The sequence below is a fragment of the Cochleicola gelatinilyticus genome (genome assembly GCF_001637325.1).
In the GTDB taxonomy this organism is placed as follows: Bacteria; Bacteroidota; Bacteroidia; order Flavobacteriales; family Flavobacteriaceae; genus Cochleicola; species Cochleicola gelatinilyticus.
This window is the reverse complement of the sequence record NZ_LRXL01000026.1, coordinates 519,681-546,256: the sequence shown is the minus strand read 5'-3', so window position 1 is coordinate 546,256 and position 26,576 is coordinate 519,681. Positions and strand designations below refer to the sequence as shown.

At 36.3% G+C, this 26,576-nt stretch carries 29 protein-coding genes; 17 read left to right on the top strand and 12 right to left on the bottom strand.

Going from position 1 to position 26,576, the window contains the following annotated elements:
* Both ULVI_RS04505 and ULVI_RS04500 read right to left on the bottom strand, forming a co-directional pair.
* A complete protein-coding gene (locus ULVI_RS04505; protein WP_068590175.1) occupies window positions 1-645 on the bottom strand; it encodes a DinB family protein in 645 nt (214 codons plus the stop codon).
* A gap of 56 nt (window positions 646-701) precedes the next feature.
* Window positions 702-1,295, bottom strand: a complete 594-nt coding sequence (locus tag ULVI_RS04500; protein WP_068590173.1) for a Crp/Fnr family transcriptional regulator — start codon at window positions 1,293-1,295, stop codon at window positions 702-704.
* 207 nt (window positions 1,296-1,502) lie between these two features.
* Between ULVI_RS04500 and ULVI_RS04495 the strand changes: the two genes are divergently transcribed.
* The 8 genes from ULVI_RS04495 to ULVI_RS04460 all read left to right on the top strand — a co-directional run bounded on the left by ULVI_RS04495 (window position 1,503) and on the right by ULVI_RS04460 (window position 7,622).
* Window positions 1,503-1,763, top strand: a complete 261-nt coding sequence (locus tag ULVI_RS04495) for a thiamine-binding protein (RefSeq protein ID WP_068590171.1) — start codon at window positions 1,503-1,505, stop codon at window positions 1,761-1,763.
* Window positions 1,747-2,379: a nicotinamide riboside transporter PnuC gene (gene pnuC, locus ULVI_RS04490; protein WP_068590169.1), complete on the top strand. Its 633-nt coding sequence runs from the start codon at window positions 1,747-1,749 to the stop codon at window positions 2,377-2,379. Before ULVI_RS04495 ends, pnuC begins: the two co-directional genes overlap by 17 nt.
* Window positions 2,340-2,918 (top strand): AAA family ATPase, encoded by a 579-nt coding sequence (locus tag ULVI_RS04485; RefSeq protein ID WP_068590165.1) that lies wholly within the window; start codon window positions 2,340-2,342, stop codon window positions 2,916-2,918. The genes pnuC and ULVI_RS04485 overlap by 40 nt, the downstream gene beginning before the upstream one ends.
* Window positions 2,908-4,437: a DUF4301 family protein gene (locus ULVI_RS04480; RefSeq protein ID WP_068590163.1), complete on the top strand. Its 1,530-nt coding sequence runs from the start codon at window positions 2,908-2,910 to the stop codon at window positions 4,435-4,437. The genes ULVI_RS04485 and ULVI_RS04480 overlap by 11 nt, the downstream gene beginning before the upstream one ends.
* Window positions 4,437-4,844 carry an alternative ribosome rescue aminoacyl-tRNA hydrolase ArfB gene (gene arfB, locus ULVI_RS04475; RefSeq protein WP_068590161.1) on the top strand — a complete coding sequence of 136 codons (408 nt, stop codon included), beginning with the start codon at window positions 4,437-4,439 and terminating at the stop codon, window positions 4,842-4,844. Before ULVI_RS04480 ends, arfB begins: the two co-directional genes overlap by 1 nt.
* A 201-nt stretch (window positions 4,845-5,045) precedes the next feature.
* Entirely contained in the window at window positions 5,046-5,426 is a 381-nt protein-coding gene (locus tag ULVI_RS04470; protein ID WP_068590159.1) for a hypothetical protein, read from the top strand.
* 280 nt (window positions 5,427-5,706) lie between these two features.
* Window positions 5,707-6,048 carry a hypothetical protein gene (locus ULVI_RS04465; RefSeq protein ID WP_157632567.1) on the top strand — a complete coding sequence of 114 codons (342 nt, stop codon included), beginning with the start codon at window positions 5,707-5,709 and terminating at the stop codon, window positions 6,046-6,048.
* 197 nt (window positions 6,049-6,245) lie between these two features.
* The gene (locus tag ULVI_RS04460; RefSeq protein WP_068590156.1) at window positions 6,246-7,622 is read left to right on the top strand and encodes a sigma-54-dependent transcriptional regulator; all 1,377 of its coding nucleotides are present in this window, start codon (window positions 6,246-6,248) and stop codon (window positions 7,620-7,622) included.
* Between the two features lie 2 nt (window positions 7,623-7,624).
* On the opposite strand, the gene ULVI_RS04455 is transcribed toward ULVI_RS04460, so the two are convergent.
* Window positions 7,625-10,081 carry a hybrid sensor histidine kinase/response regulator gene (locus ULVI_RS04455; RefSeq protein ID WP_068590154.1) on the bottom strand — a complete coding sequence of 819 codons (2,457 nt, stop codon included), beginning with the start codon at window positions 10,079-10,081 and terminating at the stop codon, window positions 7,625-7,627.
* Between the two features lie 386 nt (window positions 10,082-10,467).
* Between ULVI_RS04455 and ULVI_RS04450 the strand changes: the two genes are divergently transcribed.
* Window positions 10,468-12,645, top strand: coding sequence for a TonB-dependent receptor (locus ULVI_RS04450; protein WP_068590152.1), 2,178 nt, complete (start codon window positions 10,468-10,470; stop codon window positions 12,643-12,645).
* Between the two features lie 11 nt (window positions 12,646-12,656).
* Here the strand turns inward: ULVI_RS04450 and ULVI_RS04445 are convergent, their stop codons facing one another.
* Window positions 12,657-13,094 (bottom strand): hypothetical protein, encoded by a 438-nt coding sequence (locus ULVI_RS04445; RefSeq protein WP_068590150.1) that lies wholly within the window; start codon window positions 13,092-13,094, stop codon window positions 12,657-12,659.
* A 214-nt stretch (window positions 13,095-13,308) separates the two neighbouring features.
* Here ULVI_RS04445 and greA point away from each other — a divergent pair, with 214 nt between their 5' ends.
* Together greA and ULVI_RS04435 are read left to right on the top strand one after the other, a co-directional pair.
* A complete protein-coding gene (greA, locus tag ULVI_RS04440) occupies window positions 13,309-13,785 on the top strand; it encodes a transcription elongation factor GreA (RefSeq protein WP_068591382.1) in 477 nt (158 codons plus the stop codon).
* 1 nt (window position 13,786) lies between these two features.
* A complete protein-coding gene (locus ULVI_RS04435) occupies window positions 13,787-14,176 on the top strand; it encodes an HIT family protein (protein WP_068590148.1) in 390 nt (129 codons plus the stop codon).
* On the opposite strand, the gene ULVI_RS04430 is transcribed toward ULVI_RS04435, so the two are convergent.
* Both ULVI_RS04430 and ULVI_RS04425 read right to left on the bottom strand, forming a co-directional pair.
* Window positions 14,173-14,526 (bottom strand): hypothetical protein, encoded by a 354-nt coding sequence (locus ULVI_RS04430; protein WP_068590146.1) that lies wholly within the window; start codon window positions 14,524-14,526, stop codon window positions 14,173-14,175. The genes ULVI_RS04435 and ULVI_RS04430 overlap by 4 nt on opposite strands.
* A complete protein-coding gene (locus ULVI_RS04425; RefSeq protein WP_068590144.1) occupies window positions 14,523-15,680 on the bottom strand; it encodes a sensor histidine kinase in 1,158 nt (385 codons plus the stop codon). The genes ULVI_RS04430 and ULVI_RS04425 overlap by 4 nt, the downstream gene beginning before the upstream one ends.
* A 125-nt stretch (window positions 15,681-15,805) precedes the next feature.
* On the opposite strand from ULVI_RS04425, the gene ULVI_RS04420 reads away from it, so the two are divergent.
* From ULVI_RS04420 to ULVI_RS04400, 5 genes are all read left to right on the top strand, one after another.
* The gene (locus tag ULVI_RS04420; RefSeq protein ID WP_068590142.1) at window positions 15,806-16,681 is read left to right on the top strand and encodes a flavin reductase family protein; all 876 of its coding nucleotides are present in this window, start codon (window positions 15,806-15,808) and stop codon (window positions 16,679-16,681) included.
* A gap of 6 nt (window positions 16,682-16,687) precedes the next feature.
* A complete protein-coding gene (locus ULVI_RS04415) occupies window positions 16,688-17,428 on the top strand; it encodes a methyltransferase domain-containing protein (RefSeq protein ID WP_068590140.1) in 741 nt (246 codons plus the stop codon).
* Window positions 17,429-17,452: 24 nt separating this feature from the next.
* On the top strand, window positions 17,453-17,827 hold the full coding sequence (locus ULVI_RS04410) for a DUF3127 domain-containing protein (RefSeq protein WP_068590138.1): 375 nt from the start codon (window positions 17,453-17,455) through the stop codon (window positions 17,825-17,827).
* 164 nt (window positions 17,828-17,991) lie between these two features.
* Window positions 17,992-18,633, top strand: a complete 642-nt coding sequence (gene aat, locus ULVI_RS04405; protein ID WP_068590136.1) for a leucyl/phenylalanyl-tRNA--protein transferase — start codon at window positions 17,992-17,994, stop codon at window positions 18,631-18,633.
* A gap of 296 nt (window positions 18,634-18,929) precedes the next feature.
* On the top strand, window positions 18,930-19,286 hold the full coding sequence (locus ULVI_RS04400) for a hypothetical protein (protein WP_068590134.1): 357 nt from the start codon (window positions 18,930-18,932) through the stop codon (window positions 19,284-19,286).
* A 6-nt stretch (window positions 19,287-19,292) separates the two neighbouring features.
* On the opposite strand, the gene ULVI_RS04395 is transcribed toward ULVI_RS04400, so the two are convergent.
* The 6 genes from ULVI_RS04395 to ULVI_RS04370 all read right to left on the bottom strand — a co-directional run bounded on the left by ULVI_RS04395 (window position 19,293) and on the right by ULVI_RS04370 (window position 23,422).
* Window positions 19,293-19,856, bottom strand: a complete 564-nt coding sequence (locus tag ULVI_RS04395; RefSeq protein ID WP_068590132.1) for a DNA-3-methyladenine glycosylase I — start codon at window positions 19,854-19,856, stop codon at window positions 19,293-19,295.
* Window positions 19,857-19,897: 41 nt separating this feature from the next.
* Window positions 19,898-20,629, bottom strand: coding sequence for a hypothetical protein (locus ULVI_RS04390; protein WP_068590131.1), 732 nt, complete (start codon window positions 20,627-20,629; stop codon window positions 19,898-19,900).
* Between the two features lie 69 nt (window positions 20,630-20,698).
* A complete protein-coding gene (truB, locus tag ULVI_RS04385; RefSeq protein WP_197463480.1) occupies window positions 20,699-21,391 on the bottom strand; it encodes a tRNA pseudouridine(55) synthase TruB in 693 nt (230 codons plus the stop codon).
* Window positions 21,388-22,182 (bottom strand): undecaprenyl-diphosphate phosphatase, encoded by a 795-nt coding sequence (locus ULVI_RS04380; protein WP_068590129.1) that lies wholly within the window; start codon window positions 22,180-22,182, stop codon window positions 21,388-21,390. Before ULVI_RS04380 ends, truB begins: the two co-directional genes overlap by 4 nt.
* Window positions 22,183-22,185: 3 nt before the next feature.
* Window positions 22,186-22,443: a DUF3098 domain-containing protein gene (locus tag ULVI_RS04375; protein WP_068590127.1), complete on the bottom strand. Its 258-nt coding sequence runs from the start codon at window positions 22,441-22,443 to the stop codon at window positions 22,186-22,188.
* Window positions 22,444-22,543: 100 nt separating this feature from the next.
* Window positions 22,544-23,422: a cell division protein FtsX gene (locus ULVI_RS04370; protein ID WP_068590125.1), complete on the bottom strand. Its 879-nt coding sequence runs from the start codon at window positions 23,420-23,422 to the stop codon at window positions 22,544-22,546.
* A 232-nt stretch (window positions 23,423-23,654) separates the two neighbouring features.
* Here ULVI_RS04370 and leuS point away from each other — a divergent pair, with 232 nt between their 5' ends.
* Window positions 23,655-26,552, top strand: a complete 2,898-nt coding sequence (leuS, locus tag ULVI_RS04365) for a leucine--tRNA ligase (RefSeq protein ID WP_068590123.1) — start codon at window positions 23,655-23,657, stop codon at window positions 26,550-26,552.
* Window positions 26,553-26,576: the final 24 nt, after the last annotated feature.

Sequence of the window (26,576 nt, the reverse complement as noted above, 5' to 3'; positions counted from 1 at the left end):
TTAAATCACGCTTTGCTTTTGAATTGCATTAAAATGATGGTTCGTATGATTTAATGTAAAATATAATATTTCTTTGAGGGTTACCAAACCTATATATGGCAGCGGTAATTGAATAGCATCCATTTGAGTTTCATCCATTTTTCTTGAACTAGTGAGTAGGTAATCGGATTGTTGCTTAAATGTTTCGATAATTTCTTGCTTTTCTGTGGAATCGGTAATCTGGAATTTATCTCTCAAAAGCTCAATTTGATTGCCCGTTAGGGTATAAAAGCCCTGTATTTTGGTTTCATCACTGGTATAATGTAGTGCTGCATACTTTTCGCTTTCATTTTCTATTTTTGGTACAAACGGAGGGAATGCTTTCCATTCTAAACCTGAAGTAGCTTTGTGATAATCGTTTAGAAAAGGTTGAATGTCTCTAGATTTTCTGTTAGAAGCACCCCATCTTTTTGTGAGGAGTTCCGGTTGAGACAGTAGGTTGTTTATAGGAGCAATAGATAAGGAAAGGTGCTGTAGTTGTTCCGCAACGGACCATTTTTCTGTTTTTGGCTTGTTAAAAAAAAGGGTGCTTTCTATCTCGTTACTTACTTTAATAACAACCGAGAATGATTGGTTTAGTTGGTCTAATAACATTGTTGTTTCCATGGAGTTACAGTTTGTTTAAGACAAATGTAACAATGCCGTATGTCCTTACTATTGACCTATGTTAATTTATGTTTTGTAACCATCATTTTTCGCAATCGGCTTAGACTCTCAGGTTCTATACCTAAATAAGAAGCAATGTGATAAAGCGGAATTTTTTCAAATAAAATGGGTCTGTTTTTCTGAAGATTTAAATATCGTTCAGCGGCGGTATAAAATAAAAAACTCTCTGTTCTTTGTTCGGCCAATGTAAATACTTTCTCGGCAACGATTCTTCCAAATTTTTGCCAATACGATGAGTTTTCATAGGCCTTTTGAAGCGTTTTATTAGAAATTGTAATAAGCTCACAATCTGAAATTGCTTGAATGTAATATTTACTTTTAGATTGATGAAGAAAGCTTTGATAGGAGGCAACAAAATCATTCTCAAAGAAAAACTCAACATTAATTTCTTTGCCTTCGTCAGTGATATAGAACATTCTTAATTCGCCTTTTTCAATAAAAGCCATTTTTTTACATACTTGCCCTTCAGTAAGGAAATATTTTTTTGCCGGAATCTTTAAAGGTATTCTGCTATTACTAAAATAAAGTTCACAATCTTCAACAGGTACTTGGGCTATTTTTTCGATTTTTGATTTTAGCTTTAAGATCATAACAAAATAGATTCTTGCGTGTAGATTTTTTACTAACAATGTATAAAATTATGCCTTATTTTTTAATTTAATCTTGTATTATTAATATAGTTCTTTAGTTATAAACTTCAATATGCTTATTAAATCTTAATGTCTGGCGATTACATCTCACAAAGAATAAAAGTACCTTTGTGGTATTAGAGAGTATTAAACCGAAGCAAGAATGTTATGCAAATATCTGTAGAACTTACCTTAACACCTTTGCAGGATGAATATGAACCTGCGATTATCGATTTTATTAAAAGGTTACGTGATTCTGATCTAAAAGTTCTAGAGAACCCTTTAAGTACACAAGTCTATGGAGACTATGATGAAGTGATGAAGTTGCTCACGACTGAAATGAAGGTTGCTTTAGATGCTGTAGAACGTGGTTTGCTCTATATTAAAATTGTAAAATCGAATAGAAGCGACTATGAACCCCATTTTTGATTTTCTTTTCGGGCAGTATCAAGGGTATCCCACCAGTGATATTATTATAGAAATTGTTGCAGTGATTTTTGGTTTTCTTTCGGTGTGGTTTTCGAAAGAGAACAAAATATGGGTGTTTCCCACCGGGATGATTAGTACGGCGCTTTTCGTGTATCTCTTATTAAAGTGGGGGTTATTGGGGGACATGATGATTAATGGCTACTATTTTATAATGAGTGTTTATGGTTGGTATATTTGGACACGCAAAGTCGATGCTACCCATGTCACGCCCATCTCCACTACCACAAAAAAAGAACACCTTATCTCGGCAGGAATTTTTATAGCCACACTATTGTTTGTTTTCATCATTTATAAGGCATTCGATAAGTGGAATAGCTGGACTGCTTATGTTGATACAGTAACCACAGCGATATTTTTTGTTGGAATGTGGCTTATGGCAAAAAGAAAGATCGAAAATTGGTTGTACTGGATCGTTGGAGATCTTATTTCGGTTCCGCTGTATTTTTACAAAGGATTTACTTTTACTAGTTTTCAGTATTTCATATTTACCTTTATAGCCATATTTGGATATTTCGCATGGAAAAAACACTTACACAAAAACCTTCAGATTGTTTAAAGTTTGTCCTTTTTGGTCCCGAATCTACAGGAAAAACTACCTTAGCAAAACAACTCGCAGCCCATTATAATACACGATGGGTTCCTGAATACATGCGTGAGTATCTTCAGAAAAAATGGGATGTATCAAAAAAAAAGTGTGAACGGGAAGATTTGTTGCCTATTGCTTACGGACAGATGCATTGGGAAAATGAACTTTCAGAAAAAACCAGCGACCTGTTGTTCTGTGACACTAATTTATTGGAACTTAAAGTATATTCAGAATATTATTACAATGGTTTCTGTCCCTCTGAAATTGAGGAGTTTGCATTAAAAAATGAGTATACACACTACTTTTTAACATACATCGACACAAAATGGGTATTCGATGATTTACGTGATAGACCCGATGATAGGGAAAAAATGTTCTGTATTTTTGAAAACGAACTAACTAATCAAAAATTACCGTTTTCAATTCTGAAGGGTACTCAAGAAGAGCGCTTTACCAACGCTGTAAGATTAATCGACGAAAAGACACGTAAACGAAACAATGTTATTTAAAAAAGATGTGCAACAAATTATAGAGCACGGCCTCACAGTAGATAAAATTAACGATCAAATTGAAACCTTTAAGAACGGTATTCCTTATGCAGATGTAATCACGGCTGCCTCCATAAACAACGGAATTCTGCAACTTACCAAACAAGAGCAAGAGGATTTAGTCAACTTGTATGAAACAAAAAGGGATGCACTTGAACTAGTAAAGTTTGTTCCCGCCTCAGGCGCAGCCACTCGAATGTTCAAGTTTTTACACCAATTCCTTGATACATACGATCCTGAAAAAGGTCGATTACTAGACTATATACGAAAGGGAAACCATACTCAAGTAGCATTATTTTTTAAATCTATTGGGGATTTTGCATTTGTAAATATGGTGCGAAAAAAAATTAGAATGCATTATCCGAATTACAAAAATAGTAAGAAGGGAGAACGTGCCGTGATGTTAGCGAAAATGCTTTTACACGAAGAAGGGTTGAATTTTAGCATGTTACCTAAAGGATTAATACCGTTTCATAAATACAATAAGTATTACACAACCGCTTTCGAAGAACAGCTTTTTGAAGCTGCTTTTTATGCCACGGCTAACGATGAAGCGTACTTGCATTTTACATTCTCAGAAAAACATGTTGACTTTTTTAGAGAAGAATTTGAAGAAGTTAAAAAGCGTGTAAGTAAAAAAACAAAAAAACGATTTAATATTTCTTATTCTTTTCAAAAACCCGAAACCGACACCATCGCGGTGACTGGAAATAATAAAGTTTTTCGAGATAAAGACAACCAATTAATATTTCGCCCTTCAGGTCATGGCGCCTTACTAAAAAATTTAAATGAAATAAATGCGGACCTTGTATTCATAAAAAATATTGACAATGTTGTGGCAGAAGATTATGTGCCTGTAATTGCCTTTCATAAAAAAGTACTTGCTGGAAAATTAGTAACTGTACAGGAAAAAATATTTAACTACATGCATCAGCTTTGTGAAGAAACAGTTTCTAAACAAACAGTTAACGAAGTGAAAAGTTTTCTTTGGAACGAATTAAATAAAAAGGAAATACCCGATTCGATTTTAGCTTTAAAATCTGTTTTAAACCGACCTCTTCGAGTTTGTGGTGTCGTAAAAAATACTGGAGCACCTGGTGGCGGCCCTTTTTGGATCAAGGATGATCAAGGGAATATGTCGTTACAAATTGTAGAGATGGCACAAATAGATACACAAAATAACCATCAACGATCTATTGCCAACGAAGCAACACACTTTAACCCTGTAGATCTTGTTTGTGGTTTGCGTGATTATGAAGGTAATAAATTTGATCTTCAAAAATTTAGTGATCCTAATTCTGGTTTTATTTCTTTAAAATCCCAATACGGAAAACCTTTAAAAGCTCTTGAACTACCCGGTCTTTGGAATGGAGCAATGGCACACTGGAATACTATTTTTATTGAAGTTCCTTTACAAACGTTCAATCCTGTTAAAACGGTAAACGACTTATTACAAAAAGAACACCGTCCTAATTTATAATGCATACCGAAACCATTATTAAAGAACTTGATTTTAAAGCCATACGCAGTAGTGGGGCAGGAGGTCAACATGTAAATAAAACTGCGAGTAAAGTAGTATTAAGCTTTAATGTCCTAAATTCTGAAGGTCTTACGGCATCTGAAAAACAGCGGTTACAGCAACGCTTACAAAATAGAATCACTTCGGAAGGAATTATATCACTTCAATGTAGTGAATCTAGAAGTCAGCACCGAAACAAAGCTATTGTAATTGAAAGGCTCATCGTATTACTGAAACAACATCTTAGAAAAGCAAAAGTTAGAAAGAAAACAAAACCTTCAAAAAACTCCATAGAACGACGATTAAGATCAAAGAAAGTAACTGCTTTAAAAAAATCTAATAGGAAGCCACCTAAGCTTGATAGATGAACGATACACAAAATGTGTATTCACTATACACCTGTATACAAAAAGTAACACTTCTACTTTAACATTTCATAAAGAAATCAATATTTAAACTCTTGATTTACAATTTATTACACATATTAAATTATGCTTCAATTTTTTGGTACAAATATTTCTATATACCTTCTCGAAACAGAAAAATTATAAACTTTAAAAATTAAAACTATGAAAAAGTTAATGTTAACCGCCGTATTCGCATTTGGAACTCTTACCGCTGTAAATGCACAAGATGCTAAAGAAGTAAAAGAAGTTCAAAAAGAGCCAACGGCAATGAATCAAACACCTGTAAAAGCTGAAAAGCCAGCAACTTTAAAAGCAGAGGTTAAAACTGAAGCTGAAGTTGTACAAGATTATAAAGAAGTAGCTGTAGCAGACGTACCACAAACAGTTACCGATGCTGTAGCAAAGCAATTTGCTGGTAGTAAAGTAACGAAAGCTTGGTTAAATGAAAAAGGAGAATACAAGCTTGAAGTAACTGCTGAAGGGAAAAAAGCTCAAACCTTATACGCAAACAGTAAAGGTGAATGGATTAAGAAGAATATGTAATATTCATCCAAATTGATTTTAAAAGGTGTTCGAAAGAGCACCTTTTTTTATGCAGTATGATTTAAAAAAGATGATATATAACAATCGACTGTATACCAAAGTGTATAATTTTTACACACGCACTTCCCTATTTACACATTTAATAATTTTAGTTTGAGCTACGAGTGATCTAATAAACCTAATAGAAATAGGGGTTAGCTGTTATTTTATAAGAATGTATCAACAGTGGCACTACTTTTTCATTACATCTTACGAAGAAAAAGCTGAAAAGTATAATTCAATGAAAAAGCCAATTATCGCATTTATATTGATGTTAAGTACCAGTTTCGCTGTACAAGCGCAAGTTGACGTTAAAACGGCTGTGGTTAATAATAACTCCCCTAAGCAACAATTAACCACTGCTGCAAAACCTCACCAACTTGCACCAACATACACTAATGTTACAGTTTCAGACCTTCCACTAGCCGTTACAGAGGCGGTAGCAACAGATTTTCAAACTGCTACCATTTCAAAGGCATTTGTAAATAATAAAGGTGAGTATAAATTACTCCTCAAACTTGCCGAAAAAGAAAACCTAACTGTGTTTGCAAACACAAATGGTGAGTGGATAAAAGAAGAGTAAGCTGCAGGTATTTAGATTCAATACTTTGCGGGGTGTCCAATTTGGGCACCCTTTTTTTTATGGTCATTTTTTTAAAAAAAACTTCCGAAGAAAACAGATATGAATACCAACCATTATTTAAATAATAAGCCATATTTTTATGAAAAATTTAAACCTAACCACGTAGAATCCTTCTATTTTTGTAAGCTCTATAACTTATGAGTCTAAAAATTTTAATAGTAGAAGATGACGTCGCCTTTGGTAAAATGCTAGGTACGTTTCTAGATCGAAAGGGATTCGATGTGGTAACCTGTCACAATGGTGAGCAAGCAAAGGCCTTTCTTGAAGATGGAACTTTCAAACTTTTAATCACAGACCTACAATTACCCGATGCTAACGGACTTGAATTATTAGATTTTTCGAGACAAGTTTCTCCTAATACTCAGATGATTTTGATGACGGGTTATGCCGAAGTTTCTTCAGCAGTAGAGGCCATAAAAAAGGGTGCTCTCGAATATATTTCCAAACCTTTCCGACCCGAAGAATTGCTTATGATTATTGAGCAAGCAATGGAAAGTGAAGCAGTAACTACAATAAAACAAAAGCCAGTAGAAACTCATTCCGATAACGCACCAAAGAAGGAACCGGCGGTGGGTAATTACAACAATCCATCTTTTGTCACCGGGTTTAGTGAGATTTCTAAAAAGTTTAATGAATATTTAAAACTTGTAGGTCCCACCGATATGTGCGTGCTTATTCAAGGAGAAAGTGGAACGGGAAAAGAAGTGGCCGCAAACGCAATTCATAAATATAGTGTTAGAAAAGACCAGCCCTTCGTGCCTGTAGACTGCGGATCGATTCCAAAAGAAATAGCAGCGAGTGAGTTTTTTGGGCATGTTAAAGGAAGTTTTACAGGAGCAATAAATGATAAAAAAGGTCATTTTGAAGCAGCTCATAAAGGGACTCTGTTTTTGGATGAAGTTGGAAATCTTTCGTATGAAAATCAAATTCAGTTGCTAAGAGCTCTGCAAGAACGAAAAGTAAAACCCGTAGGAAGTAATGCAGAAATAGAAGTTGATGTTCGTATTGTTTCAGCTACTAATGAAGATCTTATTAAAGCGGTAGAAGAAGGTAGGTTTCGAGAGGATCTATACCACCGTCTTAATGAATTTTCAGTACATATTCCATCTTTAAAAGAACGGCAAGAAGATCTTTTTCTTTTTACCGAATATTTTTTAGACGAAGCTAATAGATCGTTAGGAAAGCAGGTGCTCGGACTTTCAAAAGAAGTGGAAGCAGCCTTTAAAAAATATGCATGGCCAGGAAATTTAAGGGAATTAAAAAATGTAATTAAAAGATCGGTATTGTTAACTAATGGCGATTTTATTCCATTAGACGTAATTCCAAGAGAAGTTATTGTTGCTTCAGAAAAGAAAAAGCCGGCAGTAGATTATTCAAAAGAGACAAACGAAAAGCAACTCATTATAAATGCGCTTAAAGAAACGGGTAACAACAAATCTCGAGCGGCAAAGCTTTTAAATATTACCAGAAAGACACTTTATAATAAGATTGAACAATACGATCTTGATCTATAGTTCTACGAAACTGGCTGCTTAAGTGCCTTCATTAGTTCGTCTATTTTTACTTGTAAATTTTCAAATAATTCAATGCTTTCTTCGGGAGTTGTGGTTTGCGTTGATGTATGTTCTAATGCTTCAAGAATAGGAATTACTTGTACAGCACAAATCTGTCTAAACATGGTAAGCATTCGGTGAGAAACAGCATTTATAGTTTCAAAATCTGAAGTTTTAATTGCTTTTTTAAGTTGTTGTATGTCTTTTACAGTTTGGTCTTGAAATACTTGAAGCACCTCATAAAGACCGTCCTCTTTTCCAAGAAAAGATTGTAATAATGTAAGGTCGAAATGCTCATTGGCAATTGCTGCAGAAGTTTGTATTTCTGAAGGTTTTACGGCACCAACTCTATTTGGGAACACCTTGTGTAAGGCCGCAACCAAAGCATCTTTCGAAAATGGTTTTTTCAATAAAGCACTAAAACCTACATCGTAAAAATGTTGCTCTGTGTGATCACGACTACCGGTCATTGCGATTACTGGTTGTCCTGTAAAGGAAGATATTTCTTTATTTTGAAGAGCTCTTAGAATTTCAAATCCACTGGTTTCTGGCATTTGAATATCGGTCAATACAAAATCAAACTCTGTAATTCCTGCAGTTTTAAAATCAGAGAATCTATGAAAAGTATAGGTATCGATTTTAAGTTGTTCAAAAAGCTCCTTCAGTAATGCAGTCATCGATGCATCATCATCTATCAAAACTGCTTTTAACGAAATCAGATTCTCTGAAGTAACGGCCTTGGGGGAAGTGACTATAAATTCTGAAGGTGTTAAGGGAAGCGTTACTGTAAAGGTGCTTCCTTCTCCCAAAATACTTTTTACTTTTAAAGAACCCGACAACAACTCGGTTAATTTTTTCGAAATAGCAAGGCCCAAACCATATCCTCCAAATCGAGTCGCTGTATCGGTTTCGGCTTGTGTAAATTCTTTAAAAATTAATTCTTGTTTTTCTTTTGAAATTCCTATTCCAGTGTCTTTTACTTCAATCTGAATTAAATTGGTTTTACTAGAATCCTCATCTTTTTGAAGCTCTTTTACAAGAATAGAGATTTCTCCTTCTTCCGTAAATTTAAACGCATTTCCAATGAGGTTCGTTAAAATTTGCTGGATACGTAATGGGTCGCCTTTAAACATTCGCTGTTGTAGCGAAGAAGCTATATCAACCTCGAGCTTAACATTTTTCTGAGAATGAATGTCTCCCGAGGAATCTGCTACTTGTCGGATTAAATTTTCTAATGAAAACGGAATTTGTTCTAAAGGAATTTTTCCTGCTTCAAGTTTCGAAAAGTCGAGTAAATCGTCTACCAATTTATTTACATAATGAGAGCTAGAAGTGATTTGTTGAATGTAATACTGTTGTTTTTCTGTGAGGGGCGTATTTTCTATTAATCCTGAATAGCCAACAATGGTATTTAATGGTGTTTTAAGATCATGACTTACGGTAGAAATTAGTTGCTCACGACTTTTTAAAAGGTCTTCGGAATATTTTTTCTCTTGTTTTAAGTTTCTTCTGAAACGTTCTGCTTTAAAGAAATCTGTAAGAATAATATAGGTAAAAAGCAATAATACGATAAAACCAATACCTGCAGCAATTTTAAGAATATCTCGGGTTCTTTTAACAGCCGCTTCTTTAAGCGCATTATCTTGAATGTAATTTTTATTTACTTCTGCATCGAAGGTGGAAATAATTCCACGAAGTTGCCTTGAAATGTTTAAATCGTTGCGAATAAGTTCGTTTTCTTTTTCAGCTAACGCAATACGTGCTTTCGAATTTTGTCGTTTTGCTTCTCTAACAATATAGCGTGTTGCAACCAGCATAGAATCTACTAGCGTCTTTTTTACTTCTGGATTGTCCCTTGTTATAGTAGAATTTAAATAATCGATATAAACCTGCCAATACCTACGTTCTCGTTTAGAAAGAACTGCTGGATTATTCACGTAGTTTTCTAGAACCAATTTTCCCATGGTCGTGTCCAACTTTTTAAATTCCCGTAAAATATCGTCTAAAGAAGAATCGTATTGATTATTGATTTTAAGCATCCGAAGTTGCTCAATATTGCTGTTCTTTTCCGTAAATAAAGAATTAATGCTGTCTAATTGTGCTTTTTGTCGCTCGTTAGAAATAAGTTCTTTAATGCTCCCAATCTTCTGGTAGAGTGAATCAGATTTCGATTGATAACGTGCGTAATCTTCATTTTTCAGTGTTAGTAAGGCCAGTTTCGAAAGACCATCAGTTTCATAAACTAGATTCACAAGAGTCCCCGTTTCAATATATTTTTTGTCCTCAGAAATTTCAGAAGTAATCCCTAAGTATCCTTTAAACTCCGCGTATAAAAAAAATCCCACTGCTACTACCAGCGCACCCAAGACCAGATAGCTTAGGAGCACCTTTAAAGGAAATTTATTTTGTACAGATTTCATCCACTAAAAATAATCACTAACAACCAATATAAAAGTAAGAATATCATAAAAATTCAAATAAAGTAATTAAAAGAAAATTTCGTTTCCTACCTTTGCAAAACATCTCAAAGGGGTGCTCGATAGATTGCAGATTGCAGATTGTAGAATTACAATAGAAGGTTTTTATTACAAAAGCGTAACGCTAACATCTAAGATTTATTTGGCTGAGATTATACCCATAGAACCTGGAACAGGTAATGCTGTTTAGGAATAAAAAGAATGGTACAAAAATGTCTAGTCGACGTTGGTAGCAGCTCTTATAGGAGCTTTATCTCTGTAACATTTGTTTTAATTTATTATAACCAAGAGAATAATTACCCCTTTTATTCGTCAATTTTACTGTACGAATGAAACATTTATCTATTGTATGCGCTGCATTTTTATCAACAGCAACACTCCTAGCTCAAGAAACAACGACCGACTCTACCGACGTTCAAAGTCTGGAAGAAGTACTTATTAAATCGGTTCGGGTCGATGCCGACTCGCCAATCACACATTCTAATCTTGATGCAGAAGAATTAGAGCCTAGGAATCTAGGACAAGACATACCTTACATGCTCTCGTATTTGCCGTCTGTGGTAACCACGAGTGATGCTGGGGCGGGCGTTGGGTATACATATATTCGGGTGCGCGGAAGTGATGCCTCGAGAATTAATGTTACTCTTAATGGAATTCCCTTTAACGATGCTGAAAGTCAGGGAACATTTTTTGTGAATTTACCCGATTTTACCTCTTCGGTACAAAGCCTTCAGTTACAACGAGGAGTAGGGACCTCTACAAATGGGTCGGGTGCTTTTGGCGCAAGTTTAAATATTTTAACCGATGGTATTTCAGAAAAACCCTACGGAGAGATTGCAAGTTCTTTCGGTTCGTATAATACGTATAAAAACACCGTTAAATTTAGCACTGGATTACTACAAGATCATATCGAAATTTCGGGTAGATTGTCTACCATCCAATCAGACGGATACATTGATAGAGCAACTTCCGACTTGAAATCTTATTTTCTTCAAGGGTCTTTCGTAGATGGAAATACTTTGGTGAAAGCTATTGCTTTTGGAGGACGTGAAGATACGTATCAGGCTTATTTTGGAATCGATGCAGAAACTCTAAAAGAGGACCGAACTTTTAATCCTGCAGGACAGTATACAGACGAGAATGGAAATACACAGTTTTACGATAATGAAATAGATAACTACGCTCAGGATCATTATCAGCTTATCTGGAATCAACGATATAATAACCGTTGGAGCAGTAATGTTTCACTTAATTATACTTACGGAAGAGGATACTTTGAACAGTATAAAGAAGATGAAGATTTTGAAACCTATAATTTCGAACCCATTGTAATTGGTGATGAAACTATAAACACTACAGACCTAGTTCGACGACGTTGGTTAGACAACGATTATTATGCAATAAATGCAAATATAAATTACAAAGACGAACAATTCGATGTGGCTACTGGGTTGTTTTACAGTACTTATAAAGGAGATCATTATGGGGAAGTAATCTGGGCACAATTTGCTGGAGGTTCAGAAATCCGAGATCGATACTACTTCGGAACGGGCGATAAAAACGAATTTACCCTCTTCGGAAAAGCTACCTATAAGTTAGATGAGCAATGGAGTATTTTTGCAGATCTACAAGGGCGTTTTATCGATTACGAAACTACCGGAACCACCTCAGATCTTATTGAATTGAATGAAAATGAAACCTATTCTTTCTTCAACCCCAAAGCGGGAGCGAGTTTTTCATTAAATGCAGAGAATCAATTTTATTTTTCTTACGGAAGAGCTCATAGAGAACCAAGACGCAGCGACTTTGAACAAGGAATTTTTAAAGCAGAAAAGTTAGATGATTTTGAATTAGGATGGCGCTTTGCTTCTGAAGGAGTAAACCTAAATACTAACCTTTTCTACATGAATTACAAAGACCAATTAGTTCTTACCGGTGCTATAGATGATGTAGGAGCACCAATTCGAGAAACTAGTGGAAAAAGTTACCGTCTCGGAATCGAAGTGGATTCTCAGATAAGACTTTCCGAAGCATTTAGTATGCTCCCGAATATCGCATTAAGCACGAATAAAAATGTAGATTTTGTTGCATCAATTGATGGTGAACTGGTAAATCTTGGAAAAACGAATTTGTCTTTTTCTCCCGAGATTGTATTTGGAAATAGCCTACAGTACCGTCCACTTCCTAATGTACAATTGGCATTACTATCTAAATTTGTTGGAGAACAATTTATGGGTAATATCGATAGTGAAACTTCGAAATTGGATAGCTACTTTGTAAACGATTTTAATATAACCTATACGTTAAAAGAAGTTCCTTTTGTGCGAGAAATCTTATTCTCGGGACTTGTAAATAATATCTTTAATACAAAATATGTGTCTAACGGATACTTTTTTACCTTCGATGATGATTTTACCGATCCAGGTACAATTACAACCATTGAAGGTGCTGGGTATTATCCACAGGCGGAAATTAATTTTTTACTGGGAGCAACAATAAAATTATAAAAGTTTCAGAATTAATTAAAAATTCTGATGTTATCTCCAGTACGTTCTGCACGATACCTTTGCATAGGATAAAGACTTGGGTCGGAGGTGTGCAATCCAGATACGATATTATATTCATTATCGTCGTTTGGACAGGGGCATTCTGCGATTATACCATTTAATTCCATACGGGAACAATTTGCGGGTGGATGGTTGGGGTCACTTAATTCGAATGCATTATACAGATCATTATTAACATTATAAACAACGATTCCGCGAATTCCCTGTTGGGTTACTACAACACTATTTCCAGGAAACTTTAAGGGCTCGTATTGTGGAAGGTTTAAATTTAAAGTAAGGTTAACTAACGGATTTATTAAATTCGGATTGTCATCATCAAGCGTGTCATCATCTTTTCCACAGGAAAGGAGTGTTATGCAAATAAGTGAGGCAAAAAACATTAATTTCATGGAGTACGTATTTAAAAAATGAATTTATTTTTCGGTTCGAAATTACAATAAAAAAGTCCAAGAATAATTTTTTAGTATATTTGTTATATAAATCCCGTCGCGCATGGGATTTTTTGCATTCCCAGCTTTTTTTGAAGATGATTATAATAAGCGGGACTATACATTTAAAATAAAATTACGACCAATTATAGATTGGTATAATAACGATAAAGTTATGAGTAAAGTATCATATTACACAGCCGAAGGATTAAAAAAACTACGAGAAGAGGTAGATCACTTACGAGATGTAGAACGGCCTAAAGCCTCCAATGCCATCGCAGAAGCTCGCGACAAAGGAGATCTTAGTGAAAATGCAGAGTACGATGCCGCTAAAGAGGCGCAAGGAATGTTGGAAATGCGTATTTCGAAATTAGAGGAAACGTTAGCCAATGCTCGTTTAATCGACGAATCTCAATTAGATACCTCAAAAGTTTTGGTGCATTCTAATGTTAAAATTAAGAATCAGACCAATGGCATGGAGATGCAATATAAGTTGGTGGCACAAAGTGAAGCCGATTTAAAATCAGGAAAAATTTCTACAGAATCGCCTATCGGAAAAGGATTACTAGGTAAGAAAGTTGGAGATATCGCTGAAATACAGGTTCCTAATGGTGTAATGAAATTTGAAATAATAGAAATAACACGCGATTAATATGGGGAGCATCTTTACAAAGATTATTAACGGTGAAATTCCCAGTTATAAAGTAGCCGAAAATGAGGATTTTATAGCATTTTTAGATGTAAATCCCAATGCAAAAGGGCACACGTTGTGTGTTCCAAAAAGGGAGGTCAATAAAATCTTTGATCTTGAAGAACAAGAATATCTTGAGCTTATGAAATTCTCTCGTAAAGTAGCAAAAGCTCTAGAGAAAACAATCTCTTGTAAAAGAGTGGGAATGGCAGTAATAGGTTTAGAAGTGCCACACGTTCATGTACATTTAATCCCAATCAACGCTATGAAAGATATGACGTTTAATTCTAAAATCTCTTTGTCTAAAGACGAGTTTATAACCTTATCTCAAGAAATTGCTGCTAATTTTTAGTAGTCTTGTTGCAATATAAACCCATACATTAAAGTTGCTACAAGTATAATTCCCAACACAATAATGCCATAAGAAATTGGTTTTAGACGAAAAACGCTGTTTTTAGGGGTTGCTTGTTTTTTATTGTATTGATAAACTCTTTCAATATCTTCGGTCCAGTTTACAGGGTAGATCACATTTCCACAGGAATGACAAAACAAGGTCTCATCAATTTTTGCTTCATGTTTTTTATAGAATTGAGTTTCTTTTTCCATTTGTACAAATGAAATTTCTAACCCATCTGTAGCATAACACTCTGGACAGTTATTTTTTAATCTGGCTATGTGGAGAATATGTTCGGTCTGATTCATAGCTTTTTGTATTGTCGTAATGAGATTTCAATAGTCGTACCTAATGTTGGTGTGCTTTTTAAAACGCGAATTTTCCCATTGTGGTATTCATCTATTATCCTTTTTGCCAGAGAGAGCCCTAAGCCCCAACCTCTTTTTTTAGTGGTAAATCCAGGAGTAAAAATACGTTTAAAATTCTTTTTTGGAATTCCCTTTCCCGTGTCGGAAATATGTACAAGTGCATTTTTAGAAGTAGTGATAATAGAAACCGAAATTGTTCCTTTTCCTTTCATTGCATCGATACCATTTTTTACAAGATTCTCTATGGTCCAACTATATAGTTGTTTATTTAATTCAACAAATACAGGCTCATCTGGCACATCTATTTCGAATTTTATTAATTTCGAAGAGCGATTTTTAAGATAATCGAAGGAGGCTTGGGTTTCTTCAACTATGTCCCATTTTCCAAGCTTTGGTACCGATCCCACTTTCGAAAAACGTTCTGTGATGGTTTCTAATCGAACTATGTCTTTTTCAATTTCCTTAATATAATCAGGGTTAACTTGTTCCGATTTCAAAATTTCTGTCCAGCCTACCAATGATGATAAAGGAGTTCCTATTTGGTGGGCTGTTTCTTTTGCCATACCTGCCCAAAGTTTGTTCTGTTCAGCAGATTTAGCCGTTTTATTAAAGAAATAAATTGCAGCAAACAACAAGATCATGATCACGATGAGTACCGCTGGATAATACTTTAGTTTGTTAATTATTGGAGAATTTCCATAGTAAATTGTTGAAAGTAATTGGTTGTTATACCGTATTTCAATTGGAGTATATTCCGAAGAAAAATCTTGAATTTTAGCCTCTATTTTTGCCTTGGTGTCTATGGCATCCTGCGAGATGTTTCGCTCATCGTAGCTATCTTCTTTATGGCTATGAACAATCATGGGAGTAGTGGTGTTATTTTCTAACACATTCAGTACCATTTCACTAACATCGGACCCTGCAATATTTCCTTCTTGAAGCTCGTATAAAGCAGTGGCCCAGATTTGCATCTTGATACGCTCATTTTCTTTTAATTGATTAAAAAACGCATAAGTATTCCACAAAATAAGGGCAATTATAAATACAGAGAAAATAATAAAGAGCCAGCGAATTAAGGCTTTGTTACTGTTCATAAAAAGAATTCTTTTCAGTTTTTAAAGATACTTTAAATATGTGAATTGTATTTTTCAATATGTATTTTAGCAATACGCTTTTACGAATTTTTAGAAGCTATTTGTATTCAATACCTTTGTAAACTATGATGACTATCGATCCAAACGAAATTTCTACCGGAAAATTACATGGCTACCTGTTAGGAGCCGTTTCACCACGTCCAATTGCTTTTGCTAGTACAGTAGACGACGTTGGAAATGTAAACCTTTCTCCTTTTAGCTTTTTTAATGTGTTTAGCGCAAATCCGCCAATACTAATTTTTTCTCCAGCACGTAGGGTTCGTGATAATACGACCAAACATACGCTCGAAAATGTTATCGCAACCAAAGAGGTGGTAATTAATATTGTAAGTTATGCAATGGTGCAACAAATGTCGCTTTCGTCAACAGAGTATGATAAAGGAATCAACGAATTTGTGAAAGCAGGGTTTACCGAAGCAGCTTCTATAAAAGTAAAACCGCCTAGAGTAGCAGAAGCTCCGGTTCAGTTAGAATGCAAGGTGAATGAAGTAATCGCTTTAGGAAACGAAGGGGGTGCAGGAAATCTCGTTATTTGTGAAGTCGTTCAATTACATATAGACGAGGACATTTTAGATGCTGAAGGGAAAATAGATCCCGCAAAGATAGATGCTGTGGCCCGTATGGGTGGTAATTGGTACAGCCGTGCAAAAGAAGGAATGTTCGAAGTTCCTAAACCGCTATCGACACTTGGAATAGGGATCGATGCGCTTCCAGAGACCATAAAAAACAGCACTGTATTTACAGGAAACGACTTAGGAATGCTTGCGAATGTGGAACGTATGCCTTCTGAAAAGGAAGTGGCAGATTTTATAGCTGCTTCGGAAACAGATGCAGCATTTTTAAAAAACACGTCAGAAAAGCAACTTCATCTAAAGGCACAAGAACTTTTATGTAACGGAAACCTTTCTGAAGCATGGAAATTGCTAACAGCAGCGAAATAAAAGTTCATGTACGAACATCTTAAGCATCTCGCAAAAAAAATCCTTCCCAAGCGGTTGCTTCAAAACAATGAAGGGTTTTTTAGAAGTATCGTCGCTTTACAATACAAAGGCACCAAGTACGAATGTAACGTGTGTGGTATTCAGCTTTCAAACTTTATCGAATTAGAGCGAAAAGGAAAGTTATGCCCTAAATGTGGGAGCTTACCTCGCACACGAAGATTGTATCGTTTTCTTTCCGAAGAAATTAAAATTCAACATAAAACTATTTTACATTTTTCTCCTCCTGCAAGCCTGCGGAATGTGTTTCAAAAAAGCGATGCGAAACAATACGTTACCACAGATTACGAAGGTGAATTTAAAGCAGACAAACAACTTAACATTGAAGCTATCGATGAGCCCGATGCGGCCTACGATCTCATTATTTGCTATCATGTGTTAGAGCATATTCCCAACGATCGTACTGCGATGAAAGAACTTTTTCGCATTCTTAAAACAGGTGGAAATTGTATTATACAAACTCCATTTAAGGAAGGAGCGATTTATGAAGACGAAGCGATACAAAGCGAAGCAGACAGATTAAAGCATTTTGGACAGGAAGATCATGTTCGTATTTATTCGGTCAACGGATTAAAAAACAGACTCGAATCGGTTGGTTTTCAAGTGCAAGTTTATACCTTTACAACTTCCGAAAACGATAGATTCGGAATGAGAAATAATGAGACGCTGCTTCGTGCAGTAAAAGAATAGAAAGCGATATAAATTACTGAAAACATGGAAATTCAAGGAAAAATTAAATTGATTGGAGAAACACAAACCTTTGGCAGCAATGGGTTTCGAAAGAGAGAATTGGTGGTAACTACCGAAGAGCAATATCCACAACATATCATGGTTGAATTTGTGCAGGACAAAACCGATCTTTTAAATAATTATGGTGTTGGGCAAAACGTTAAAGTAAATATCAATTTAAGAGGACGCGAATGGGTAAATCCACAAGGAGAAACCAAATACTTTAACTCGATCCAGGGTTGGAGAATCGAAAATATCGATAGCGGATCTTCTCCAGAAATGCCTCCAATGCCTCCAGCCGATAACTTTGAACCAGCTACCAATGTAAATGAAGACGATCACGACGATCTTCCATTCTAATGGAAAACAGATAATTTGTTAAAAACGATTATAAGCAAACCACGAGTTCACTATTAAATTAGATGCTTGTGGTTTTTTTATGAATTAATGTAACCAATTTTTTTACTTCTGAAGTTTATAAAAGAAGCTGCTAATCGTATTTTCGTTAAAAGATTGCAACATCCATGTATTACCTCACAAACGAGTTATGGTTTCCCGACCCTTCTGAAGCAGATGAAGATGGGCTCCTTGCTGTGGGGGGTGATTTGTCTTCAGAGCGCTTACTTTTAGCATATCGTTCGGGAATTTTTCCTTGGTATTCTGAAGGACAACCTTTATTGTGGTGGAGTCCGAATCCCAGAATGATTTTAAAACCCAATCGCTTTAAAGTTTCAAAAAGCTTTCGAAAAACCTTACGATTAGAAAAATTTCGAATCACTTTTAACACAGCCTTTTGTGAAGTTATCGAACAATGTGCTGCTATTAAAAGGAAAGGGCAGGACGGTACGTGGATAACTTCAGAAATGGAACAATCTTATTTAAAATTGCACAACGCAGGATACGCAAAATCTGTTGAGGTGTGGATTGAAGATACACTAGTAGGCGGACTCTACGGAATTGATCTTCCGAAGCAAAAAGTTTTTTGTGGAGAAAGTATGTTTAGTAAAAAGAGTGATGCTTCAAAGGTGGCGTTTTATTATTTAGCCGAGTATTTAAAACGTCAAGATTACAAATTAATCGATTGCCAAATGTACACAGATCATCTCGCTTCTCTTGGTGCAGAAGAACTTCCAAGAACAGAATTCCTTAAACTTTTAAGATATTGAAGCAATCTTTTTTCAAAGAAAGAAACACAAAAAAATAGGGGTAATAAACTTTCTTGAATACATAGAAACAAGTTTTCTAAAAAAAATAATCTGAAGTTCTTATAACTGTTCTAGTAATATATTCATAGGATGGCTGCCTTTAAGAAATTGTTAACATAAAATAAGATAATAAACAATCTTTTTTTTAGTTTTGTACTCATAACAAACCCAGTAACATAAATTTATTTTTGAGAAATATTTGGATTTAGTAAGAAATCACTTACATTTACGATCCAAATCTTTAAATCCCCCCATCAATGAAGAAGCACCCAATGCTTATGTTTATGCTTTTTGCCTTTTTTTCTATGGCATCTTTTGCACAAACGGCAACCCCAGAAAAAACAGATACTACTAAAGATATCGACGTAGTGAAAGTCTATGAACAAGTCGTAAAAGAAGGCTACGGTACTGCCTTTATTTACAAGAAACTTGCCAATGCGTATTACTTTAAAAGTGAATACAAAAATGCCAAAAAGTGGTTCGAAGCACTTTCTCAAGAAGGTGAAATCACAGATCCCGATTTAAAATTTAGGTATGCACAGTCTATTAAAGCTGTAAAAGCTAATGGGATGAACTATGGAACTGAAGTTAGTTCTTTAGAGGATCCCGAATAAGAATTATTATACTTCATTATATCTAAAGCAAGTTACTAGGTGGTCATTTACCATTCCTGTAGCTTGCATTTTTGCATATATAATTGTAGAACCAACAAATTTAAATCCACGCTTTTTTAAATCCTTACTAATTCGATCGCTCAAAGGAGTGTTTGCAGGAATTTCAGCCATGGTTTTAAATGAATTTTTAATTATTTTCCCATCAGTAAAATTCCAGAAATAGGTGCTAAAGCTTCCAAATTCTTTTTGAACCTTCATAAACGCCTGAGCATTTGTAATAGCAGAATGAACTTTTAATTTGTTCCTTATAATACCTTTGTTTTCTAGCAGAGCGGCAATTTTTTTGGTATCGTAAGTTGCAATTTTTTTGTAATCAAAGTTGTCGAAAGCTTTTCTAAAATGTTCTCGTTTTTTTAAAATCGTGATCCAACTCAAACCTGCTTGGAAGGTCTCTAATAATAAAAACTCAAACAAGGTGGCATCATCGTAAACGGGTATGCCCCACTCGGTATCGTGATAGGCAACATATAGCGGGTCTTCTCCGCACCAATAACATCGGTTTTTAGACATAACAAATTATTTGTAAATAGAGATATAAGGATTCTAAAGGTTTACTGCTGCCCAGGGAATACATAGGTAATGGTACCTAGTTGTTTGTTTTTATCTGCATTTGTAGTAAAAACAGACGCGCGTGCATAGTCCAAAGCACTATCAATTAAACAACCATTTGATGTGTTCGAAGAACGTTTATTAAAGGTGGCTTCGGTAACTTTTCCTGTTTCGCTAACTTCGATACTTATTACAACTTTCCCTCCACCCATGCAGGTATATACTGGATTTGGCAGATCTAATGCTTTACGTTCTACCAATCGATAACTAATTGTAGTTTGCGTATTTGCGCCTTTAGTAATACTTGTTTTTTTTGTAGTGCCGGTTCCATTAGAAAATTCTTTTTTATCCTCAGAAGGTTTCTTACTCGCAGCAATCGTTGGACTTCCAGATGAGGAAGCGATTGCATTATCGATAGCCTCAAAATATTCTTCCATATTACCTTCTGTTTCTTCGGTAGTTTCATCGCGCTCACTTTCAATTTCGGAAATAAATTTTTCAGCTTCGTTATAGGCGCGGTGGGTTTTTATAGTTACCCGTTTAGGAGTTGTAGCGGCGACATTTTCATCTTCTAGAACAATATCTTCCAAAGCATATTCCACAAAAGCTTCTTCTTCAGTTTCCTCTAATTCGGCAACATCTTTGGTTAGTTTTAAGCTATACAATGACAGGAATAAAATTCCGAAGAGAAGGGAAGTGATTAAAAAAGCGCGATATGAATAATTAAGATTCATGTAGTACGTGTGGGAATATGTAACAAAAATAGAGAATATCTATTAACTTCAAGCCTAGTTAATAGCGATTTAACCTTTTAAGCGTTCTTCAAATTCGGTAATACTTATGGCATTTGCAACACTAAAGTCTCCTATTTTGGTTCTTCGAAGAGCAGAAAGATGTCCCCCATTGTTTAATGCTTTTCCAAAATCATGTGCCAAAGAGCGAATGTATGTTCCTTTGCTACAGGCAACTCGAAAGTGAACTAGCGGGAGCTCAATTTGGGTGATTTCAAATTCTGAAATGGTAATAGTTCGCGATGGAATTTCCACTTCTTCTCCAGCTCGCGCGTATTCGTACAATCGTTTTCCTTCTTTTTTTAACGCTGAAAAAATGGGCGGTTGTTGCTGAATTTCACCTGTAAATTGAGATGTAGCTGCATAGATGGCATCTTCGGTGATTTCTGAAAGAGGAAAGGTAGCATCCACTTCGGTTTCTAGATCGTAGCTTGGTGTTGTAGCCCCAAGGGTAATGGTACCAGTATATTCTTTTTGCTGTGCCTGAAAGGTTTCGATTTTTTTTGTGAATTTACCCGCACATAAAATAAGTAGTCCGGTTGCCAATGGATCGAGCGTTCCGGCGTGCCCAACCTTAATTTTTTTAATATTATAGTGTCTTTTAATTAGCCATCGCACTTTATTCACCACCTGAAATGAGGTCCACTCCAATGGCTTGTCTATTAAAATAACCTGTCCTTCTTTGTAGTCTTCCGAAGTTATCATATTAAAAAGCTTGCAGTTATTGCGATAAGTCCGACGATAACACAGTACACGGCAAAGTAACGCAACTTACTTTTCTTAACAAGAGAGATCATCCATGTACAAGCAATTAACCCACAAATAAAAGCAGCAATAAATCCGAGTCCAAGAGTCGTAAAATTCGCCGATTCTGCAGCGAGATCACCACTTAAAATATCTTTAGCGATCTTCCCAATAATTAATGGTACCACCATTAAAAAAGAAAATCGAGCCGCTTTTCCTTTATCGTTTCCTAATAATACAGAAGTTGAAATTGTCGCTCCACTTCGAGAGATTCCTGGTAACATAGCGATGGCCTGTGAAACCCCAATTATAAACGCGTCTCTTTTCGTAACAGGTTTCCCGGTGTTCTTCGATTTGTCTGCAAGCCACAGCAATACTGCGGTTACTAATAGCATAGCGCCCACAAAGGCGATACTTCCCCCAAATAATGCTTCGAGCTGTTCTTCAAAGAGTAACCCGATGATCACAGCTGGGAGCATCGAAATAATAATCTTAACGGTAAACTGGGTTTCTTCGTTCCACTGAAATTTTAGCAAGCCGCTAATAATTTCGATCACATCTTTTCTAAAAACAACTAGTGTACTTAATGCAGTGGCAAAGTGAAGTACAACCGTAAATAGTAAGCTCTCTTCTGGAACAGAGGTGTCACCTAAAATCGCTTTCCCTAATTCGAGATGTCCGCTAGAGGATACAGGAAGAAACTCGGTAAAGCCTTGAATAATACCAAGTAAAATGGCGTCTAATGCCTCCATACCTTATTTTTCTTTGTTGGGGTTCAGTAAAATCGCATAGACTTCAATGCCGAACCCAATGAGGATAATGGCAGGTGCTAATCGAATACGCCTCCAACTGTAGATCTCCGGATTAAAAACAGCAGGATCGTCACTGCCGCCGCCTGTCATAAGGATGAAACCCAAGGCGATAACAGCAACACCAATAATCATCATGATGTAATTCTTTCGTTCAAAAACGAATTGACTTTTAGCGGCTTCTTTTCTTTTCTTTTCTCCCACGGTTCTTTGTATTCAAGGATTACTGTTTTTATTTTCAACGTTCAAAAATACTCGAATTTTTTTGAACGCCCATTGTTTTAATTCTGAAGCACGATTGCCTTTAATAATAGAGCTCGTCGGTCTTTAAGTTAAGGAAGCGTTGCGTCGCAAAAAAGGTACTGATCCAAGTGATAAATACACCCATAAAAAAGATAAAAGCAAAGAGAACAGCAAGCAATACCGTGTCTGAAAGTAACTGCAATTGCGGATAACTCTTATCTAGATAATACAATACCAATGCCATCCCAATCATTGCTAGCAAAGCCCCGATAATCCCTAAGCGCACACTTTTCCAAACAAAAGGCCGACGAATAAAGCGTTTGGTGGCACCCACCATTTGCATGGTTTTAATGGTAAATCGTTTCGCATAGACCGACAGCCTAATAGAGCTGTTAATTAGCAATACCGCAATAAACGTGAAAATACCACTGATGATAAGAATCCAAAGGCTTATCTTTTTTACATTATCATTCAGTAGTGTGATGAGGGGTTTATCGTAGATTACTTCATCGACAAAGTCGTTGCTAGCGATTTCAGAAGTAATCTCTTCTACTTTTTCAGAAGAAACATAATCGGCTAAAAAGTAAATATCAATGCTGTTTTGCAGCGGATTGTCACCCAAGTATTCAATAAAATTTTCTCCGATTGTTTTGGCGTGTTCTTCAGCAGCTTCCTCTTTAGAAACATACGTGGCCGACTTGGTGTATTCTGCTAAAGCGAGACTCTGCTTCAATTGCGTAATCTCTACTTCTTTGGCGGTATCTTTCAGAAACACAGTCACCGGAATGTTCTCTTTAAAATAATCGGCTACTTTTTTCGAATTCAATACCAAAAGTCCTAACAAGCCCAATAAAAACAAGACGAGCGAAATACTAATTACCACAGAAAAATAAGAAGAAATCAATCTGCGTTTCTGATATTTTTCAAAAGATGCTGCCATAAAGTATAAAGGTTAATGTGACAAAGTTAAAGATTTGATATTTCGGAAATCAATTTATTTATAAAAATTAATGGGAATGGGATAAATGAATACATTCAGCATAGCATGCCACAAAAATTAGTTCAATTTTACTAACAGTTTCCGTCCTCAACTTTCATTCATCATATAACTAACGTTGCATCTTTTATGTTTCGTACAATAGCTGTAAATTTGCGCTTCGAAAAACCTGAGCATGAGCAAGTATCACTTCAACGAAATAGAAGCCAAATGGCAACAATATTGGTCCGAAAATCAAACCTTTAAGGCGCAGAATCCGTCGGCTTTCTCTTCTTCAGAAGAAGGAGACGATGAGACCGTCGACAAACCTAAATTCTACGTGTTAGACATGTTTCCATATCCTTCGGGAGCAGGATTGCATGTGGGGCATCCACTAGGATACATCGCTAGTGATGTGTACGCCCGTTTTAAAAGGCATCAAGGATTTAATGTGTTGCACCCAATGGGATACGATAGTTTTGGGCTTCCTGCAGAGCAATATGCAATTCAAACCGGACAACATCCGGCAGAAACCACCAAAGTTAATATTGAAGGAGGGACCGATAAAAGCGGAACAAAGATCGAAGGGTACCGAAAGCAATTGGATCGCATCGGATTTTCATTCGACTGGAGCAGAGAAGTACGTACTTCAAATCCGGGGTATTATAAATGGACGCAATGGATTTTTATTCAATTGTTCGAAAGCTGGTACGATACTTCGGAAGACAAAGCAAGGCCCATTTCAGAATTAAAAACTATTTTTTCTTCGGAAGGAAATAGCAACGTAGAGGCAGCATGCGATGAAGGAGTCGAAATCTTTTCTGGAGCAACGTGGAATGCCTTTTCTGAAGCGAAACAACAACAGATTTTATTACAATACCGTCTTACCTACTTAGCAGAAACTGAAGTAAATTGGTGCCCCGAATTGGGAACGGTACTTGCCAACGACGAGATCGTAAATGGGGTCTCCGAACGTGGCGGATTTCCTGTAATTCGTAAAAAAATGAAGCAGTGGAGCATGCGGATTACTGCCTATGCGCAACGCTTGCTCGACGGATTAGACACGATCGATTGGCCACAATCCCTTAAAGATTCGCAAACCAACTGGATTGGACGTTCCAAAGGAGCAGAGGTTACCTTTAAAATAAAGGATTCAGAAAAAACGATTTCGGTCTTTACCACACGTCCCGATACCATTTATGGGGTGAGCTTTATGACACTTGCTCCAGAATTGGATTTGGTAAAAGAGATCACTACCCAAGCGCAAAAAGCAGCAGTAGAAGCGTATATCGATGCTACCGCTAAACGTAGCGAACGCGATCGAATGGCAGATGTAAAAACCATTACCGGAGCTTTTACAGGTGCGTATGCCGAACATCCGTTTACCGGCGAAGCAATCCCGATTTGGATTGGAGATTATGTGTTAGCGGGCTACGGAACAGGTGCTGTAATGAGCGTTCCTTGCGGGGATCAGCGTGATTACGACTTTGCAAAGCATTTTAACATCCCGATCCCAAATATTTTTGAAGGAGTAGATATTTCTGAAGAAGCTTTTTCCGATAAAGCAACAACAGTAATTGCAAATAGTGACTTTCTTAACGGACTTTCCTATAAAGAAGCCACCCAAAAAGCGATTGAAGCTTTAGAAGCGAAAAATCAAGGTGAAGGAAAGATCAACTATCGCCTACGTGATGCTGTTTTTTCACGACAACGGTACTGGGGAGAACCTTTTCCAGTCTATTACAAAAACGGAATGCCACAAATGATCGCTAAAGAACATTTGCCCTTGGTATTGCCGGAAGTAGAAAAATACTTGCCTACCGAAGAAGGAGAGCCGCCATTAGGAAGAGCAGATGTGTGGGCATGGGATACTGAAAAAGCCGAAATTGTCTCGAATGATCTAATTAACAACGAAACGGTATTCCCTTTAGAATTAAATACCATGCCGGGTTGGGCGGGAAGTAGCTGTTATATGTTTCGGTATATGGATCCCGATAATAACGAGGAGCTCGCTTCGGAAGAAAAAATGAAGTACTGGGAAAATGTCGATCTGTATATTGGTGGTAGTGAGCATGCGACGAGTCATTTGTTGTACAGTCGTTTTTGGGTGAAATTCATGTACGATCGCGGAAACCTTTTGGTGGACGAGCCCGTTAAAAAACTTATCAATCAGGGAATGATCCTTGGGGAGAGTGCGTTTGTACATCGAATTGAAGGAGAAAACAAATTTGTAACCGAATCGTTGCTTCATACGTATAAAACGCAACCCATTCATGTGGATGTTTCTTTAGTAGACCATCATAACAATCTTGATATAAATGGCTTTACGAATTGGCGTGAAGATTTTAAAAATGCAGAATTTATTACAGAAAACGACGGCACATTTAAAGTAGTTCGCGAGGTTGAAAAAATGTCGAAGTCGAAATACAATGTAGTAAGTCCCGACGATATTTGCAGTCAGTATGGCGCCGATACACTGCGATTGTACGAGATGTTCTTAGGGCCATTAGAACAAGCAAAACCTTGGAGTACAGCAGGTATTACAGGTGTACATTCATTTCTGAAGAAGCTATGGAAATTGTATCATTCTGGTGAAGGAGAAAGCTTCAGAAGTACCGAGGAAGCCCCTTCTAAAGATAGCTTAAAGACGTTGCATAAAACAATCAAGAAAGTGCAAGAAGATATAGAAAACTTCAGTTTTAATACTTCAGTATCTACTTTTATGATTGCTGTTAACGAGTTAACCGCTCAGCAGTGTACTTCTCGTGAAATTCTAGAACCGTTGGTTATTTTAATTTCGCCGTATGCGCCTCATATTGCTGAAGAATTATGGCAACAATTAGGGCATTCAGAAAGTATTGCTACAGCATCATTCCCAAAATTTGAAGCATCGCATTTGGTTGAAAGCAGTAAAGAATACCCAATCTCTTTCAATGGAAAAATGCGTTTTACAATGGAATTACCACTCGACATGAGTAAAGATGACATTGAGTCTGCCGTGATGGCGCATGAGAAAACGGCTCGCTATTTAGAAGGAAGAACGCCTAAAAAAGTTATTGTTGTTCCTGGAAAAATTGTAAATATTGTAGGGTAATGTGGAAGTGTAAAAACTAGCACA

Excerpts from the sequence above, each read along its gene's own strand:
- ULVI_RS04420 (WP_068590142.1), top strand. The coding sequence starts at position 15,806 with ATGATGACTATCGATCCAAACGAAATTTCTACCGGAAAATTACATGGC.
- ULVI_RS04395 (WP_068590132.1), bottom strand. The coding sequence starts at position 19,856 with ATGTCTAAAAACCGATGTTATTGGTGCGGAGAAGACCCGCTATATGTT.
- ULVI_RS04390 (WP_068590131.1), bottom strand. The coding sequence starts at position 20,629 with ATGAATCTTAATTATTCATATCGCGCTTTTTTAATCACTTCCCTTCTC.
- ULVI_RS04500 (WP_068590173.1), bottom strand. The coding sequence starts at position 1,295 with ATGATCTTAAAGCTAAAATCAAAAATCGAAAAAATAGCCCAAGTACCT.
- ULVI_RS04455 (WP_068590154.1), bottom strand. The coding sequence starts at position 10,081 with ATGAAATCTGTACAAAATAAATTTCCTTTAAAGGTGCTCCTAAGCTAT.
- leuS (WP_068590123.1), top strand. The coding sequence starts at position 23,655 with ATGAGCAAGTATCACTTCAACGAAATAGAAGCCAAATGGCAACAATAT.
- ULVI_RS04485 (WP_068590165.1), top strand. The coding sequence starts at position 2,340 with ATGGAAAAAACACTTACACAAAAACCTTCAGATTGTTTAAAGTTTGTC.
- ULVI_RS04400 (WP_068590134.1), top strand. The coding sequence starts at position 18,930 with ATGAAGAAGCACCCAATGCTTATGTTTATGCTTTTTGCCTTTTTTTCT.
- ULVI_RS04410 (WP_068590138.1), top strand. The coding sequence starts at position 17,453 with ATGGAAATTCAAGGAAAAATTAAATTGATTGGAGAAACACAAACCTTT.
- ULVI_RS04425 (WP_068590144.1), bottom strand. The coding sequence starts at position 15,680 with ATGAACAGTAACAAAGCCTTAATTCGCTGGCTCTTTATTATTTTCTCT.
- ULVI_RS04435 (WP_068590148.1), top strand. The coding sequence starts at position 13,787 with ATGGGGAGCATCTTTACAAAGATTATTAACGGTGAAATTCCCAGTTAT.
- aat (WP_068590136.1), top strand. The coding sequence starts at position 17,992 with ATGTATTACCTCACAAACGAGTTATGGTTTCCCGACCCTTCTGAAGCA.
- pnuC (WP_068590169.1), top strand. The coding sequence starts at position 1,747 with ATGAACCCCATTTTTGATTTTCTTTTCGGGCAGTATCAAGGGTATCCC.
- arfB (WP_068590161.1), top strand. The coding sequence starts at position 4,437 with ATGCATACCGAAACCATTATTAAAGAACTTGATTTTAAAGCCATACGC.
- ULVI_RS04450 (WP_068590152.1), top strand. The coding sequence starts at position 10,468 with ATGAAACATTTATCTATTGTATGCGCTGCATTTTTATCAACAGCAACA.
- ULVI_RS04370 (WP_068590125.1), bottom strand. The coding sequence starts at position 23,422 with ATGGCAGCATCTTTTGAAAAATATCAGAAACGCAGATTGATTTCTTCT.
- ULVI_RS04495 (WP_068590171.1), top strand. The coding sequence starts at position 1,503 with ATGCAAATATCTGTAGAACTTACCTTAACACCTTTGCAGGATGAATAT.
- ULVI_RS04470 (WP_068590159.1), top strand. The coding sequence starts at position 5,046 with ATGAAAAAGTTAATGTTAACCGCCGTATTCGCATTTGGAACTCTTACC.
- truB (WP_197463480.1), bottom strand. The coding sequence starts at position 21,391 with ATGATAACTTCGGAAGACTACAAAGAAGGACAGGTTATTTTAATAGAC.
- greA (WP_068591382.1), top strand. The coding sequence starts at position 13,309 with ATGAGTAAAGTATCATATTACACAGCCGAAGGATTAAAAAAACTACGA.
- ULVI_RS04415 (WP_068590140.1), top strand. The coding sequence starts at position 16,688 with ATGTACGAACATCTTAAGCATCTCGCAAAAAAAATCCTTCCCAAGCGG.
- ULVI_RS04465 (WP_157632567.1), top strand. The coding sequence starts at position 5,707 with ATGAAAAAGCCAATTATCGCATTTATATTGATGTTAAGTACCAGTTTC.
- ULVI_RS04380 (WP_068590129.1), bottom strand. The coding sequence starts at position 22,182 with ATGGAGGCATTAGACGCCATTTTACTTGGTATTATTCAAGGCTTTACC.
- ULVI_RS04445 (WP_068590150.1), bottom strand. The coding sequence starts at position 13,094 with ATGAAATTAATGTTTTTTGCCTCACTTATTTGCATAACACTCCTTTCC.
- ULVI_RS04460 (WP_068590156.1), top strand. The coding sequence starts at position 6,246 with ATGAGTCTAAAAATTTTAATAGTAGAAGATGACGTCGCCTTTGGTAAA.
- ULVI_RS04480 (WP_068590163.1), top strand. The coding sequence starts at position 2,908 with ATGTTATTTAAAAAAGATGTGCAACAAATTATAGAGCACGGCCTCACA.
- ULVI_RS04505 (WP_068590175.1), bottom strand. The coding sequence starts at position 645 with ATGGAAACAACAATGTTATTAGACCAACTAAACCAATCATTCTCGGTT.
- ULVI_RS04430 (WP_068590146.1), bottom strand. The coding sequence starts at position 14,526 with ATGAATCAGACCGAACATATTCTCCACATAGCCAGATTAAAAAATAAC.